This window comes from Stenotrophomonas sp. STEN038 (assembly GCF_056759895.1).
In genome coordinates, this window is the sequence record NZ_JBRRDW010000002.1 from 65,018 (window position 1) to 79,594 (window position 14,577).

Consider the following 14,577-nt stretch of genomic DNA (forward strand, 5'->3'; position numbering starts at 1 on the left):
TGGCGCATAATTGCGAAATGACTGACGACCGCATCATCGGCGCCGGCGCCACCCGCGAGGACGACGCCGCCGACGCCAGCATCCGCCCGCGCAGCCTGGCCGATTATCTCGGCCAGGCACCGGTGCGCGAGCAGATGGATATCTATATCCAGGCCGCCAAGGCCCGCCGCGAGGCGCTGGACCATGTGCTGATCTTCGGCCCGCCCGGGTTGGGCAAGACCACGCTGAGCCACGTCATCGCCAATGAGCTGGGTGTGGCACTGCGCGTCACCTCCGGTCCGGTGATCGAAAAAGCCGGTGATCTGGCCGCGCTGCTGACCAATCTGCAGCCGCATGACGTCTTGTTCATCGACGAAATCCACCGCCTCTCGCCCGTGGTCGAGGAAGTGCTGTACCCGGCGATGGAAGATTTCCAGATCGACATCATGATCGGCGACGGCCCGGCCGCGCGCTCGATCAAGCTCGATCTGCCGCCGTTCACCCTGATTGGCGCCACCACCCGCGCTGGCCTGCTGACCGCGCCGCTGCGCGACCGCTTCGGCATCGTGCAGCGGCTGGAGTTCTATTCGGCCGAGGAGCTGACCCGCATCGTGCGGCGTTCGGCGGGCATCCTTGGCATTGATTGCAGCGCCGAAGGGGCCGGCGAGATCGCCCGCCGTTCGCGTGGCACCCCGCGTATCGCCAACCGGTTGCTGCGGCGCGTGCGCGATTACGCCCAGGTCAAGGCTGGCGGGCATATCGACCAGGATGTGGCACAGGCCGCGATGCAGATGCTCAAGGTCGATCCGGAGGGCTTCGATGAGCTGGACCGACGCATGTTGCGCACTCTGGTGGAGTATTTCGATGGCGGGCCGGTCGGGGTCGAGTCGATGGCGGCGGCGCTTTCCGAGGAGCGCGGCACCCTGGAAGACGTGGTTGAGCCCTTCCTGATCCAGCAGGGCTTCCTGGTGCGCACCGCCCGCGGGCGCATGGCCACCAGCAAGGCCTACCGCCATCTGGGCCTCAAACCAAAGGCTGCGCCGGCTCCGGTGGACCTGTTCGCGGAGCAACGCGATGACGAATGAGTCTCGGTTCAGTTGGCCGACACGCATTTACTGGGAAGATACCGACGCTGGCGGCGTGGTGTACCACGCCCGCTACGTGGCCTTCATGGAGAGGGCAAGGACCGAATGGATGCGCGCCCTGGGCTACGGACAGGAAACCATGCGTTGCGGTGACGGCCAGGTATTCGTGGTCCGTGCCATGAACCTGGATTTCCTGAAACCGGCCAAGCTGGACGATGCGCTGACCACCACGGTGGAACTGCTGCAATGCCGGCGGGCCAGCCTGCTGATGGCGCAGGCGGTGATGCGTGATGACCAGGTGCTGGCGACAGCGCAGGTCCGCCTTGCCGCTGTCGGTGCCCGCGACTTCCGTCCGCAGGCGCTCGATGACACGCTGTACGCAGTACTGAAACCCCTTCAAACACAACCCGCTTAAGCAACACTGAGGAAGATCGGATGATCGCTTTGCTTCTGGCCCTGCAGGCCACCGTGACCGAGGTCCTGCCGGCCGACGTCAGCGCCGCCGCCGCGCAGACCGTGGCGCAGGCCAGCCATGGCGGCGGCATCAACTATCTGGACCTGATGATCAAGGCCAGTATCCCGGTCAAGCTGATCGTGCTGCTGCTGTTGGCCGGCTCGTTCATCAGCTGGGTGATCATTTTCCGCAAGGCCCGTGTGTTCAAGGCCGCCGACAACGAGGCCAGCGAGTTCGAGAACCGCTTCTGGTCCGGTGCTGATCTCGGCAAGCTGTATTCCTCGGCCACCGACCGCAACCGTCAGGTTGATGGCCTGGAAGCCATCTTCGAAGCCGGTTTCCGCGAGTATTCGCGCCTGCAGGGCCGCCGCGCCTTTGATGGCCGCACCCAGCTGGAAGGCGCGCAGCGCGCCATGCGCACCACCTATGCCCGCGAAGTGGACGGGTTGGAGCGCAATCTGGAATTGCTGGCCAATATCGGTTCCACCGCCCCTTACGTGGGCCTGGTCGGCACCGTGTTCGGCATCATGGTGACCATGCACGACATGATCAGCAGCGGTGAGCAGGCCGGTATCGCCTCGGTTGCACCGGGTATTTCCGAAGCCCTGTTCGCCACCGCGATCGGTCTGTTCGTGGCCATCCCGGCGGTGTGGGCCTACAACCGCTTCACCACTCGCGTCGAGCGGCTGTCGGTGCGCTATGAAACCTTCGCCGAGGAGTTCAGCTCCATCCTGCAGCGCCAGCAGAGCGGCAGCGACGAGTAAGTGCGCCCGCGCCTTCCTCTGACCGCAGGAGCCCACCTATGACCGCCGCCATACCCCGCCGCAAGCGCCGCAAGCTCAAGTCCGAGATCAACGTCGTGCCGTATATCGACGTCATGCTCGTGCTGCTGATCATCTTCATGGTGACCGCGCCGCTGCTGACCCTCAGTTTCGAGGTCGACCTGCCCAGTTCCACCGCCAAGGCGCTGGAAAGCAAGCAGGACCCGATCGTGGTCTCGGTCCGTGCCGACGGCCAGATGAGCCTGAAACTGCCCGAAGCCAAGGACCCGCAAGCCATGGACGCTGCCGCGCTGCAGGCGCAGTTGAGCGCCTTGGCCTCGCAGGACAAGGAACTTCGCGTGATCGTGGCTGCCGACAAGAGCGTGGCCTATGAAAAGGTCATGGACGCCATGGACGTGATCAAGGCCGCGAAGATCGAAAAGGTGGGTCTGGCGACCGATGCACGCTGACGCACTGCCACCGCCGCACGACAACCGCAACGAGTGGGGCCTGCCGGTCGTATTGGCCCTGCTGGTGCATCTGTTGGTGGCGGCTATCTTCATCATTGCCTGGGTGTGGTCGCCTTCGCGCAGCACCGAGGCTGCTGCTGGTGATCCGGCGCTTGAGGCCAACATGCAGCTGTCCGCCGCCGAAGCCTCGGCCGCGCGGCAGGCCCTACGTGCCTCGGAGAAACTGCCGGATCTGCCCGAGCCGGTCGAAGAAGCCCAGCCCGAGCCCGTGCCGGAAAACACCGTGCCGCCGCCGCAGCCCATCCCTGAGCCCAAGCCGCAGGACGCACCCACCCCGCAGCAGCACAACGCCCAGGAGCGCATTGCCCAGCCGGACAATGTGGACCAGGAGCGGGTGAGCGCGCTGGCCATCTCGCAGGAGAAGGCCAGGCAGGAGCAGGAAGCCAAGCGCCGCCAGGAGCAGATCGACCTGACCGAGCGCAAGCGCGTGGAAGAGGCCGAGCAGAAACTGCGTCTGGCCAAGCAGCAGGAAGAGGCGGATCGCAAGAAGATCGCCGACCAGCAGCGCCAGGCCAACGAGAACCAGGCCGAGCAGGAGCGCCAGCAGAAGATCGCCGAGATCCGCCGCAAGCATGAGCAGGCCGAGCGCGAGGCCAAGCTGGCCGAGCAGCGCCTGCGCCAGGTGGCCGATGCCCGCGCCCGTGCGCAGGCGGCGTCCACCAGCAGCGGCACCAGCGGGCCGAGCACGCCGTCGCCGGGGCAGGGTGGCACCAGCAACGATCTGACCGCCAAGTATGCTGCAGCGATCCAGCAGGCCGTGCTCAATCAGTGGATACGTCCGGACTCGATCCCGCGCGGCCAGCGTTGCCGGCTGACCATCCGTCAGTTGCCTGGCGGTGAAGTGGTCAGTGTCGAATTCGCGCCCGGCTGCCCGTATGACGAGGCTGGCAAGCGCTCGGTGGAGGCCGCCGTGCTGCGTGCGCAGCCGCTGCCTTACCGCGGCTATGAAACCGTGTTCCAGCGCAACTTGAACTTCAATTTCGAGGCGCAGGACCGCTGATCAACCGGGTTCCTTCCGGCGTTTTGTTTTCAGTGGAAACCTTTTCAACCGGGGTGGTTTTACGGCGGATGAAGAAATTTCACGCAATAGTTCGTTCATGATTGCGAAAGTATTCATCTTGCTGCTGCTATCCCTTTTTATCTTCGCCCGTACTGTTGAGCGCCCCATGAAGAAAATGCCACGCTGGCTGCTTGCCCTCACTGCCCTGTTGTTGCCGCTTGCGGCGATGGCGCAGCAGAAGGGACTGGAAATCGACATCATTGGTGGCAACGCATCGGCAACCCCGATCACCGTTGTGCCGATGGCCTATCAGGGCTCGGCCGGTGCGCCGCAGACCGACGTGGCCGCCGTGGTGCGTGCCGACCTGGACCGTTCCGGCCAGTTCCGCAACCTGCCCGAAGCGCAGATCGCCGAGCGCCCCAGCCGTGGCAGCGAGGTGCAATACCCGACCTGGCGCGCGCTGAAGCAGGACTACCTGGTAGTCGGGCGGGTGCAGGACGCCGGTGCCGGTGCCTACCGCGTGGAGTACGAATTGTTCGACGTGGCCAAGGGTGAGCGCATGCTTGGCCTGGCGATGACCGCACGTTCCAGTGCCATGCGTGATGTCGCCCATCAGATGGCCGACGCGATCTACGAGAAGATCACCGGTGTGCGTGGCGCGTTCTGGACCCGCATCGCCTACATCACCGCCAGCGGCAGCGGCGCCAATATGCGCTATGCGCTGATGGTGGCCGATTCCGATGGCTACAGCCCGCAGACCATCGTGCGCTCGGCTGAGCCGCTGCTGTCGCCGAGCTGGAGCCCGGACGGCCGCAAGCTCGCCTATGTCAGCTTCGAGCGCGGCAACTCGTCCATCTATGTGCAGGACATCGCCACCGGTGGTCGTGAGCTGCTGACCAGCTTCCGCGGCATCAACAGCGCGCCGTCGTTCTCGCCGGATGGCCGTCGTCTGGCGCTGGCCTTGTCGCGCAGCGGCAACCCGGAGATTTACGTGATGGACCTGGGCAGCAAACAGCTGACCCAGCTGACCAATCACTTCGGCATCGACACCGAGCCGACCTGGGCCGCCGACGGCAGCTCGGTCTACTTCACCTCGGATCGCGGCGGTCGCCCGCAGATCTACCAGGTCCCGTCCAGCGGCGGCAGCGCCAGCCGGGTGACCTTCCAGGGCAACTACAACGCCAAGGCCAGCGTATCCTTCGACGGCAAGAAGATCGCCGTTGCCCAAGGGGCTGGCAGCAGCTACAAGATCGCGATGATGGACAGCAGTCTGGGTTCGGCGCGCTGGAGCACGCTGTCGCCGGGTTCGCTGGACGAATCGCCGAGTTTTGCGCCCAATGCGAGCATGATTCTGTACGCCGCTCGTGAAGGTGGGCGTGGGGTGTTGTATGAAGTGTCGGCCGATGGACGCGTGCGTCAGCGTCTGGTGCTGGCTGATGGCGATGTGCGCGAACCGGCTTGGGGCCCGTACCGCACTGCGCGTTGATAAAATGTTAATCTCTGCAGGCATTAATCCCAACTTTGGCCAGGAGCCACTAGGTATAGCCATGAACAAGTCAACTCGTGTTTTGCTCGTCTCGCTGCTGTCGGTAGTTGCACTGGCCGGTTGCACGAAGAAGGTCAAGGAACAGCCGGCACAGCCGCCGGTTGATACCGGTTCGACCACCCAGCCGACCGGTCCGTCGACCTCTGGCCTGTACGGCCCGGGCGATCTGGATACCGACGCCTGCCTGCGTCAGCGCGTTGTCTACTTCGATCTGGACCAGGATTCGGTCAAGCCGGAATTCCAGGCCATCATGGCTTGCCACGCCAAGTACCTGCGTGACCGTCCGTCCTCGCGCATCACCCTGCAGGGCAACACCGACGAACGCGGCAGCCGCGCTTACAACCAGGCCCTGGGCGAGCGTCGTGGTAACGGCGTGAACTCGGCTCTGCAGGCCAACGGTGGTTCGGCTTCGCAGCTGACCGTCGTGTCCTACGGCGAAGAGCGTCCGGTCTGCACCGATTCGAACGAGTCCTGCTGGTCGCAGAACCGTCGCGTCGAAATCGTCTACACCGCGCAGTAATCGATGCGCATCAGTCTCAAACTGATGCTCGTGGTCGCGGCAGCCCTGGTGGCTGCCGCGCCCGCGTATGCACAGCGCGCAAGTCTGGCGGACCGTGTTGGCGTGTTGGAAACGCAGGTCAACAACAGCCAGGCCAATACCGACATGCTCAATCAGCTGCAGCAGCTGCGCACTGAAATGCAGGCGCTGCAGGGCACGATCGAGCAGCTTCAGCACGAGAACGAACAGCTGAAGCAGCGCAATCGCGATCAGTATCTGGACCTGGACGGTCGCCTCAATCGCCTTGAAGGCGGTGCTGGCGCTCCGGTAGCTCCTGCGACTGGCGCGGTGACGCCCGCCGCTGCGGCCACAAAGCCGACAGCGGCTGCTGCCGAACGTCCGCCGACGGTACGTGGCGACGCCGGTACGCTGGCCTCGGCCGGTGATGAGCGCGCTGCCTACAATGTCGCGTTCGATGCGTTGAAGGCTGGCAACTATGCCGACTCGGCGCAGTTGTTCCAGAGCTTCCTTGAGTTGTACCCGAATGCTGCCTACACCCCCAATGCCTTGTATTGGCTGGGTGAGAGCTTTTACGCAACGCGTAATTTCAAGATGGCTGAGGCACAGTTCAGCGATCTGGTTGCCCGCTATCCCACCCACGACAAGGCTGCCGGCGGTTTGCTGAAGCTTGGCCTGTCGCAGTTTGGTGAAGGCAACAACGCCCAGGCGCAGCAAACCCTGGAGCAGGTAATTTCCCGTTTTCCCGGCAGTGATGCGGCCCGTACCGCCCAGGACCGACTGCAGTCGATCCGGCTCGGCCAGCAACTGCGTTGATGTGGTGCCGCACCGATGGTGCGGCTGATGACTATGAACTCTCCGAGCGCCGCTGTTCCCAGCGAGATCGTGCAGTCGCCGTTGCCGCGGCTGAAGATCACCGAAATTTTCCTGTCCCTGCAAGGCGAGGCCGATAGCGTCGGCTGGCCGACCGTATTCGTGCGCCTGACCGGCTGCCCGCTGCGTTGCCAGTACTGCGATACCGCCTATGCGTTCCACGGTGGCGACTGGTGGGACATCGACGATATCGTCGCCGAAGTGCTCAAACAGGGCGTACGCCATGTCTGTGTAACCGGTGGTGAGCCGCTGGCGCAGAAACGCTGCCTGATCCTGCTGCACAAGCTCTGCGAAGCCGGTTTGGACGTGTCGCTGGAGACCTCCGGCGCACTGGACATCGCCGAGGTTGATCCTCGCGTATCACGCGTTGTCGACCTGAAGACGCCGGATTCGGCGGAAATGGCGCGCAACCGGCTGGAGAACATTCCGCTGCTTACCGCCCGTGACCAGCTCAAGTTCGTGATCTGCAGCCGTGGCGACTACGAGTGGGCCAAATCCATGCTCAGCGAGCACCGCCTGCCGGAGCGCTGCATGGTGTTGTTCTCACCGAGCAAGTCGCAGGTCAGTCCGCGCGAACTGGCCGACTGGATCGTCGCTGATCGTCTGCCGGTGCGCTTCCAGATGCAGTTGCACAAGTTGTTGTGGGACGACGCCCCGGGCTATTGAGCCGGCGTTGCCCCCGTCAATTGTTTACCCCGGCGCGGGACAGCGTGCTGGCTTTCCTCCCCCAACCGGATCAACACCATGAAGAAGAAAGCAGTCGTGCTTCTTTCCGGCGGCATGGACTCAGCCGCCGTCGTCGCCATCGCCCAGGAACAGGGCTTCGAAGTACACGCCATGAGCGTGCGCTACGGCCAACGCCACACCTCTGAACTGGAAGCCGCCGCACGCGTGGCCGCCGCCTTGGGCGTGGCCGGGCACAAAGTGGTCGCGGTCGATCTGCGCAGCATCGGCGGCTCGGCCCTGACCGATGACATCAACGTGCCCGAGGCAGGCGAAGGTGGTGGCATTCCGGTCACCTATGTGCCGGCCCGCAACACCATCATGCTTTCACTGGCGCTGGGCTGGGCCGAAGTGCTGGGTGCCAACGATATCTTCTGCGGCGTCAATGCGGTGGACTACTCCGGTTACCCGGATTGCCGCCCGGAATTCATCGCCGCCTTCCAGGCATTGGCCAATCTGGCCACCAAGGCGGGTGTGGAAGGTGCAGGCATCCGCGTGCACGCGCCATTGCAGTACCTGAGCAAGGCGCAGATCGCATTGGAAGGGCAGCGCCTGGGCGTGGACTTCGGTCTGACTGTGTCCTGCTACCAGGCCGACATGGACGGCAAGGCCTGCGGCCACTGCGATGCCTGCCAGTTGCGCGCCGATGGCTTCACTGCCGCCGGCATGACGGATCCAACCCATTACGCATGATGTTGTTTTTGCGTTTATTGCGTTAGAATACGCGCCCCGGCTGCGGCCGGGTCTTTGTTTGGGCCGTTAGCTCAGTCGGTAGAGCAGAAGACTTTTAATCTTTTGGTCGAAGGTTCGAATCCTTCACGGCCCACCAGCATTGCCAAGGCTTCGGAGCGATCCGAAGCCTTTTTTGTTGCTCCAGGAATGTCGACCGCTCTGCAATCGGCCAGGACTGGCAGTTCGAGCGTAGCCCGGGCAAGCGCAGCGCACCTGGGAGATGGGAAGCCTGTGATCTTGGAGGCTGTCGATGAGAAGCCCGGGGGGCGCTGCGTTTGCCGGGCTACGGTGGCGTCAGCACGGCCGCGGCTAGAACCGCGTCCTTTGTGCGCTACTTCAGCAGGGTCTGCTGGACATCGATGATGCGTACATCGTGCATCTGCTCGAGGTACGCATCCAGATACGCCTTGTGCGAGGCGCCAACCAGCACCAGGGTGCGCATTCCCGGGCTTGGCCCCATCAGGTCGCGGATGTTGGCGGCCATGCGCAGGTTGCGGGTTTCCCAGGACGTGACATACATGCGCCCGTAACCCTGCGGGGAGGGTTCTTCCAGCGCCGCACCGTAGTCGCTTTCGAAGGCAGCGGGGGCGACGTCCGGGCCGTTGTCACGCCGATACATCGCCAGTGCGTTCTGCGGCGTGTCGAGTTGGGTTTCCAGGTCGCTGTGCTGCGCTGCACGTTGCTTGCTGGCAGGGTTGTCCCACGCCTTGCGGATGGCCTTCACGTAGGCCTTGGGGTCCGGGCCATAGCGGTCGGCACTGTGATCGTCCATCGGCCAGAGCCGTTGATGGCCCAGTCGCACCGCCAGCTGTGCAGCAATCAGCGTGTTCTCATTGCGACTGTCGCGCAGTGCTTCCAGCGCCTCCACCAGCTCTTGGTTCAAGCTGCCCTCTGCACGCCGCTCTGGCGCAGGCAGGTGCAGCCATTGGACAAGCGCGGAATCGTGCTCTCCGGCGGCCAGGAACGTGGCCGCCAGTTCGCGACGCTGGGCGGCAGTTGGTTGCGCTGGCCAGTTCACCAGCATTGCTTCGGCGGCCGCAGTCGCTGCTGCCACGTCCAGTCCGGTCGCCTTTGCCGCCGCTGACAGGTCGGGGCAGTAATCGTTCACCGTCAATGCGTAGCGGGCAGGGTAGCGGCGCAACATGTCGCACTGCTGTCCCGAGACTGTCTCGACGGCGATTGCCTGCGGTTGCCACGCCGCCAGGCGTTCGATCAGCGGGGTGAGCGTCGATGGATCAAAGGTTTTCGGCAAACCTGCCAGATGCGCAGTACCGAGGACCGCGACTTCGTTCTGAGTTCCATGTCGGGGCCCCTTGTGTGCGCCCGGAGCAAAGGGCTGTGCCTGCCCGGCTTCTGCCTGAGTCCCTGCCGCCAACAGTGCGCAGATCAATACGCCTCGTCCCCACACGCCCTGCATCACACCCTGCTGCATAGAACCTGCCGATTGAGCGCTTGATAGGCGCGAAGTGACGCAGATTCCGTCTCCGCTGAGGCTTTGTCAACGCTCAGTCAGGTTTGCGGAATCGGGTGTGAGGCTTCGTCGCTGCCGAAATGGATCAGCGAAGAAAGGCGGGCGAACGTCCCGGCAGCCTGTGTGGCTTGTGACCGTGTTCGCCGTTTGCGGGCTGATATGGGGGAGGTGCGAGGCGCCCGGCATGCAACACGAACGAGCAGTGCAAGCCGCTGTGGTTGGAAGTCGCGGGGTCTGGTCCTAATATGCAGGATGGATCGTTGGTTGCCCTGGTGGGCGTCCATGCACTGGGGACAGGGTTGAGCAAGCAGATCACGCTATTACTGCACCGATGGCAACAAGGCGACATGGATGCGCGCGAGCATCTGTTCGAAGCCTTGTACTCCGATTTGATGCTGATTGCCCGCAACCGCTTGTCGCAGCAGACTGGCGGCACCTTGCAGCCAGCTGCGCTGGTCAACGAATCGCTGATGCGCCTGCTCGGCACCGACGCAGACTACAAGGACCGCGCCCACTTCGTCGCCATCGCCGCGCTGAAGATGCGCTCGGTACTGGTCGATCATCTGCGTGCGCGGGCAGCAGACAAGCGTGGTGGCAATGCCGAGCAGTTGACGCTGTCCCACGCTGACCAGGTGCCGGATGATGCGGCCATCGGCTACGACGTGCTGGCTTTGCATCAGGCGTTGAATCAACTGGCCGAACTTGAGCCGCGCGCGGCGAGCACCATCGAGTTGACCTACTTCGGCGGCATGAGCCGCGATGAGATAGCACTGGTGCTGGATGTGTCCGCGCCCACGGTTGACCGCGACCTGCGCTTTGCGCGGGCCTGGTTGAACCGGCAGCTGCGCTGAGCAGCGATGACGGGGGCGCGGTAATGGCGAACGAGCGTTGGCGGCAGGTTCGCGAACTGTTTGATGCCATCTGCGAGCTGCCGCGCGAGCAATGGCAGCAAGCACTCGGCGATGGTAGCGACGACCCTGCGGTGCGCGAGGAAGTGCTGCAGCTGCTGCGCTCGCAGACTGTAGGTCTTAGCCGGGTCAGCAATCGTCTGGACACTGCATTGGCGCGCGCGTTGGCGCCAGAATTGGGGGTGGGGGAGAGGCTTGGTCCATGGCGGTTGACCGAGCGCATCGCACATGGCGGCATGGGTACCGTGTTCAAGGCCGAACGTGCCGATGGTCTCTACCAGCGTACGGTTGCCATCAAGCTGTTGCATGGCATGCCGGGCGCCACCGAGGTGGAGCTGCTTGGCGCCGAACGGCAGGTGCTGGCAGGCCTGCAGTTGTCCAACGTGGCGCGTCTTTACGATGGCGGTACGACACCGGATGGGCATCCCTATCTGGTGATGGAGTACATCGACGGCGTGCCGCTGGATTGTTGGTGTTCCGAGCAGTCCTTGGGCCTGCAGCAACGGCTTACGCTGTTTCTGGAGATCTGCAGCATCGTGCAGTCCGCACACGAACAGCTGGTGCTGCATTGCGATCTCAAACCTCCCAACGTGCTGGTGCAGGCCAATGGCCAGCCGGTGCTGTTGGATTTTGGTCTGGCGCGTCTGCTCAACGAGGCGCGCGACAAACGCGACTCCGGGTACTGCACCCCGGGCTATGCCAGCCCGGAGTTGATCGATGGACATACCGTCGGTGCAGCCAGCGATGTCTACAGTCTTGGTGTGATGTTGCTGGAGTTGCTGTCCACGCAACCATCGATGCGGGAGGCGCAGAATACCGGCGAGGCATTGATCGCTCCCAGTGCGAATACACCGGCTGATCTGCCCTGGCGTCGACGCCTGCGTGGCGATCTGGATGCCATCGTCGCGCGTGCCTGTGCCAGTGACATCGCACTGCGCTATCGCTCGGTTGAAGCCTTGATGGCTGACCTGCGCCGCTATCTGGAGATGCAGCCGGTACTTGCGCGCAACGGTGGCCGCTTGTACCACCTTGGCAAAGCGCTGCGCCGGAACTGGCAGGGTACGGCGATCGGTGTCGGTGTGAGTGTGCTGCTTGCGGTGTTCGTGTACGGTCTGTGGGAGACCCGGCGGCAGGCGCAGGAAGAAGCGGCCGTGGCGCAACAGATCAGCAACTTCATGGTTGGCATGTTTGAAACCGCTGATCCGTTTCTACGCACCGAGCGCGGTGCCGAGGAGTTGAGTTCGCGGCAATTGCTGGACAAGGCCACGCTGCAGGTCGCGCGTGATCTGGCTGATGCCCCGGCACAGTTGGCACGGATGCGCGCAGTGCTGGGCGTTGCCTATCAGAACGCAGGTGCTTCGCATCAGGCCGACACGCTGTTGCAGCAAGCCTACGCCGGTTTCATGGATCCGCGTGTGGCGCGTCCATTGGATGCGGCTAATGTGCTGGCGGATCTTTCCGTGCAGAAGACGCTGGATGGCGATGGTGAGCGCGGTCTGCAGATGGCGGTGCAGGGCCTGGATCTGATTGGAAGCAAGGCTCCTGCGGTGGTGCAGGCACGTCTGTACAGCGCAAAGGGACTCGCGCTGTTGAATCAGCAGCATTTTGATCTGGCCGAAGCGGCCTTCAACAGTGCAACGTCGCTGTATCAGGATGTGGAGGACATGGACGTCGGTGCCGAGACCAGCGAGTTGCTGTACAACAAAGGCCTGATGTACCTGCGCTGGGGACGGCAGTCATCGGCAGAACACGAGTTCCGGCGGATGCTGGACAATCTGCATGGCCGCAGGACCAGCCTGGCGTTGGCTGCCGAAACACGGCTGGCGCAGATACTGCGCGAACAGGGCAAGTACGAACAGGCGCTGCCGCTGCTGCAATCTGGGATGCAGTACGCGCTGGAGTTGTACGGCGCAGAGAGCAGCTTTGTCCGCATGCAGTACGACGGCTTGGCTGACCTGTATCGGGATTCCGGCGATTACGCGGCCGCTGAGCAGCATTACCAGAAACGGAATGCCTTGAGCGCACGTCTGGATGGGCAGGACTCGGTCGAGTATTCGATGGGTCTGTTCAATTACGGTTCGTTGAAGGTGCTGCGCGGCGAACTGACGGCGGGCGAAGCGCTGTATCGACAGGCCTGGATGATCCGCAAACAGAAACTGGGTGAAGACTCGCCTACCAGCCTTCGCGCAGAAAGCGAATTGGGGCGTCTGTTGATGCGCGACGGTCGGATGGGCGAGGCGGGCGTGATGCTGATGCATGCCGACAAGGGGTTGAGCCAGAGTTTGCCGGCCGATGCGCCCGGCCGCGTGCAGGCCCATCTGAACCGGATCGACTGGCATGTGCGCAGTGGGCAGTTGGCCCAGGCGCGGCAATTGCTGGAGCGAATGAGCTCACCGGTAGCGGAAGAACTGCAGCTACGGTGGCTGGGTATCCGCGCCGATCTGGCGGTGCGGCAGGGTGAGGGCGAGCAAGCGCTGGCTCTGCGCAGGGCTGCGGTGGAGTTTGCAGGCAGCAAGCAGGGCAAAGACAGCGCTGCTGTTGTCGAGACGAGTCTGGCTCTGGCCGAATCCCTGCTGCAGTTGGGGCATGCGCGCCTGGCCAAGGAAGAGCTGCAGGGCGTGTTGCTGCTTATAGGGCGCCTGCAGGTTGCCGGCTCACCGGATCGGCGCAAACTGGATGGGCTGCTCCTGCTGGCCGAACAGAATCTAAGCCAGCGTTAACCGTTGGCCACGTCGTTGGGTGGGCCTACCACCTTCGCGTGCGCAATCGTCATGCTTGGGGTGAGGTGATCGACTCCTCGTGGATAGGGTTGTCTGCGCGCCATGTGCAGACCGGAAGCCCGCCCCAGCGGCAAGGGGTGAGCTGCACGCCGATGCGCCGGTATTGCCCGGGCAGCGCAGCCGAAACCGGGTAGGTCAGATTCGATTGACGCAAGGGCGTCGACGTCACCGTGGTTGTGCGCGCCGAAAACCACTTTCTGCTGGCCCGGGGTGAGATGGGTACGGGGGTGTATACCCCCTGTGGCCGTCATGGACGGGCTGGGGCACGGAACGGATTCCGGCGGGCGGGGCCATGATTTACGGAATCTATACAAAGATAAATTGGCACTAGTGACGGATTCCTCACTTTTTTTGGATCCGTGATTGGTTGCGGGCGCTTTTCCCGGTTTCTTCTTATGAGGGTTACTTTTTCCATTACAGGGGAACGCCATGAAGCAGCTGCTGATCTATGACCGTCCGGTTCAGTTGAACCGCGTTGCACACCGCAACCACCGTGTGGTTGCCAACGACGGGGATTTCCGATTTGCCTCCGGCCTCAATTCCGTGCCGCTGGCCTGCGTGGAGTTCGCCCGCGCCGTACGCGACTACCCGATCGTATTTGCCGGCAACAGCGCTGACAGCGTGGTGCCTGCCGCACTGCTGGGCCTGCGCAGCGGCCACAACCTGATGGTGGACATAGAAGGACGTTGGGCCGAAGGGGCTTATGTGCCGGCGTTCCTGCGTCGCTATCCGTTCGTGCTGGCCGAGAACGAAGCACAGGGAAGTGAATTTGCCGTATGCCTTGATGCCGCATTCGAGGGCCTGCGCGAAGGTGGCGAGGAGGGGGCGGCGTTGTTCGACGAGGAGGGCAATGACAGTGCCTTGTTGTCCAACGCGCTGGAGTTCCTGCAGGAGTACCAGGGGCACCTGGCCCGCACCCGCAGCCTGACAGCTGCTTTGGTCGCGCACGATTTGCTGGTGTCCAAGCAGGTAAACGTGCAGACGGCGGCCGGTGAAACCTTCTCGCTGGATGGCTTCTTCGTGGTCGACGAGCAGAAGCTGCGCGAGCTCAAGGGCAAGGCGCTGCAGGACCTGGCCAAGTCCGGTGACCTGGGCTGGATCTATGCCCACCTGCTGTCGCTGGGCAATGTCGAGCTGCTCAGCCGGGCGCTGGACAAGCAGGCGCCGCCTGCAGCCACGCACTGACACTGGCGTTACCCCGAACTGTTGATCCATGCG

Annotated in this window: 14 protein-coding genes and 1 tRNA gene; 14 read left to right on the plus strand and 1 reads right to left on the minus strand. The window is 63.5% G+C overall.

Annotated features, from left to right (window positions below; translation table 11 throughout):
• Positions 1-17 precede the first annotated feature (17 nt).
• The 11 genes from ruvB (at position 18) to ACVOLS_RS01320 (ending at position 8,297) form a co-directional block, all read left to right on the plus strand.
• Complete coding sequence (ruvB, locus tag ACVOLS_RS01270) at positions 18-1,064, plus strand: Holliday junction branch migration DNA helicase RuvB (RefSeq protein WP_481544128.1); 1,047 nt, start codon at positions 18-20, stop codon at positions 1,062-1,064.
• Positions 1,054-1,479 carry a tol-pal system-associated acyl-CoA thioesterase gene (gene ybgC / locus ACVOLS_RS01275; RefSeq protein ID WP_282269154.1) on the plus strand — a complete coding sequence of 142 codons (426 nt, stop codon included), beginning with the start codon at positions 1,054-1,056 and terminating at the stop codon, positions 1,477-1,479. The genes ruvB and ybgC overlap by 11 nt, the downstream gene beginning before the upstream one ends.
• Before the next feature lie 20 nt (positions 1,480-1,499).
• A complete protein-coding gene (gene tolQ, locus ACVOLS_RS01280) occupies positions 1,500-2,282 on the plus strand; it encodes a protein TolQ (RefSeq protein ID WP_481544129.1) in 783 nt (260 codons plus the stop codon).
• A gap of 38 nt (positions 2,283-2,320) precedes the next feature.
• Positions 2,321-2,749, plus strand: a complete 429-nt coding sequence (gene tolR / locus ACVOLS_RS01285; protein ID WP_303747165.1) for a protein TolR — start codon at positions 2,321-2,323, stop codon at positions 2,747-2,749.
• On the plus strand, positions 2,739-3,809 hold the full coding sequence (tolA, locus tag ACVOLS_RS01290; RefSeq protein WP_481544130.1) for a cell envelope integrity protein TolA: 1,071 nt from the start codon (positions 2,739-2,741) through the stop codon (positions 3,807-3,809). Before tolR ends, tolA begins: the two co-directional genes overlap by 11 nt.
• Positions 3,810-3,975: 166 nt before the next feature.
• Complete coding sequence (tolB, locus tag ACVOLS_RS01295; protein WP_481544131.1) at positions 3,976-5,295, plus strand: Tol-Pal system beta propeller repeat protein TolB; 1,320 nt, start codon at positions 3,976-3,978, stop codon at positions 5,293-5,295.
• A 61-nt stretch (positions 5,296-5,356) separates the two neighbouring features.
• Positions 5,357-5,875: a peptidoglycan-associated lipoprotein Pal gene (gene pal, locus ACVOLS_RS01300; protein ID WP_481544132.1), complete on the plus strand. Its 519-nt coding sequence runs from the start codon at positions 5,357-5,359 to the stop codon at positions 5,873-5,875.
• 3 nt (positions 5,876-5,878) lie between these two features.
• Positions 5,879-6,688 (plus strand): tol-pal system protein YbgF, encoded by an 810-nt coding sequence (gene ybgF, locus ACVOLS_RS01305; protein WP_481535901.1) that lies wholly within the window; start codon positions 5,879-5,881, stop codon positions 6,686-6,688.
• A gap of 27 nt (positions 6,689-6,715) precedes the next feature.
• Positions 6,716-7,411, plus strand: a complete 696-nt coding sequence (queE, locus tag ACVOLS_RS01310) for a 7-carboxy-7-deazaguanine synthase QueE (RefSeq protein ID WP_481535900.1) — start codon at positions 6,716-6,718, stop codon at positions 7,409-7,411.
• Positions 7,412-7,489: 78 nt separating this feature from the next.
• Positions 7,490-8,161, plus strand: a complete 672-nt coding sequence (gene queC / locus ACVOLS_RS01315; protein ID WP_481544133.1) for a 7-cyano-7-deazaguanine synthase QueC — start codon at positions 7,490-7,492, stop codon at positions 8,159-8,161.
• Positions 8,162-8,221: 60 nt separating this feature from the next.
• Positions 8,222-8,297: transfer RNA gene (locus ACVOLS_RS01320), tRNA-Lys, on the plus strand.
• A gap of 234 nt (positions 8,298-8,531) precedes the next feature.
• Here the strand turns inward: ACVOLS_RS01320 and ACVOLS_RS01325 are convergent.
• A complete protein-coding gene (locus ACVOLS_RS01325; protein WP_481544134.1) occupies positions 8,532-9,344 on the minus strand; it encodes a DUF5694 domain-containing protein in 813 nt (270 codons plus the stop codon).
• Between the two features lie 626 nt (positions 9,345-9,970).
• On the opposite strand from ACVOLS_RS01325, the gene ACVOLS_RS01330 reads away from it, so the two are divergent.
• From ACVOLS_RS01330 to ACVOLS_RS01340, 3 genes are all read left to right on the plus strand, one after another.
• Complete coding sequence (locus tag ACVOLS_RS01330) at positions 9,971-10,522, plus strand: ECF-type sigma factor (RefSeq protein ID WP_481544135.1); 552 nt, start codon at positions 9,971-9,973, stop codon at positions 10,520-10,522.
• A 23-nt stretch (positions 10,523-10,545) separates the two neighbouring features.
• Complete coding sequence (locus ACVOLS_RS01335) at positions 10,546-13,299, plus strand: protein kinase domain-containing protein (protein WP_481544136.1); 2,754 nt, start codon at positions 10,546-10,548, stop codon at positions 13,297-13,299.
• A gap of 489 nt (positions 13,300-13,788) precedes the next feature.
• The gene (locus ACVOLS_RS01340; protein WP_481544137.1) at positions 13,789-14,544 is read left to right on the plus strand and encodes a SapC family protein; all 756 of its coding nucleotides are present in this window, start codon (positions 13,789-13,791) and stop codon (positions 14,542-14,544) included.
• Positions 14,545-14,577: the final 33 nt, after the last annotated feature.

Coding starts and splice junctions, on each gene's coding strand:
- ruvB (WP_481544128.1), top strand. CDS start 18: ATGACTGACGACCGCATCATCGGCGCCGGCGCCACCCGCGAGGACGAC.
- ybgC (WP_282269154.1), top strand. CDS start 1,054: ATGACGAATGAGTCTCGGTTCAGTTGGCCGACACGCATTTACTGGGAA.
- tolQ (WP_481544129.1), top strand. CDS start 1,500: ATGATCGCTTTGCTTCTGGCCCTGCAGGCCACCGTGACCGAGGTCCTG.
- tolR (WP_303747165.1), top strand. CDS start 2,321: ATGACCGCCGCCATACCCCGCCGCAAGCGCCGCAAGCTCAAGTCCGAG.
- tolA (WP_481544130.1), top strand. CDS start 2,739: ATGCACGCTGACGCACTGCCACCGCCGCACGACAACCGCAACGAGTGG.
- tolB (WP_481544131.1), top strand. CDS start 3,976: ATGAAGAAAATGCCACGCTGGCTGCTTGCCCTCACTGCCCTGTTGTTG.
- pal (WP_481544132.1), top strand. CDS start 5,357: ATGAACAAGTCAACTCGTGTTTTGCTCGTCTCGCTGCTGTCGGTAGTT.
- ybgF (WP_481535901.1), top strand. CDS start 5,879: ATGCGCATCAGTCTCAAACTGATGCTCGTGGTCGCGGCAGCCCTGGTG.
- queE (WP_481535900.1), top strand. CDS start 6,716: ATGACTATGAACTCTCCGAGCGCCGCTGTTCCCAGCGAGATCGTGCAG.
- queC (WP_481544133.1), top strand. CDS start 7,490: ATGAAGAAGAAAGCAGTCGTGCTTCTTTCCGGCGGCATGGACTCAGCC.
- ACVOLS_RS01325 (WP_481544134.1), bottom strand. CDS start 9,344: ATGTTGCGCCGCTACCCTGCCCGCTACGCATTGACGGTGAACGATTAC.
- ACVOLS_RS01335 (WP_481544136.1), top strand. CDS start 10,546: ATGGCGAACGAGCGTTGGCGGCAGGTTCGCGAACTGTTTGATGCCATC.
- ACVOLS_RS01340 (WP_481544137.1), top strand. CDS start 13,789: ATGAAGCAGCTGCTGATCTATGACCGTCCGGTTCAGTTGAACCGCGTT.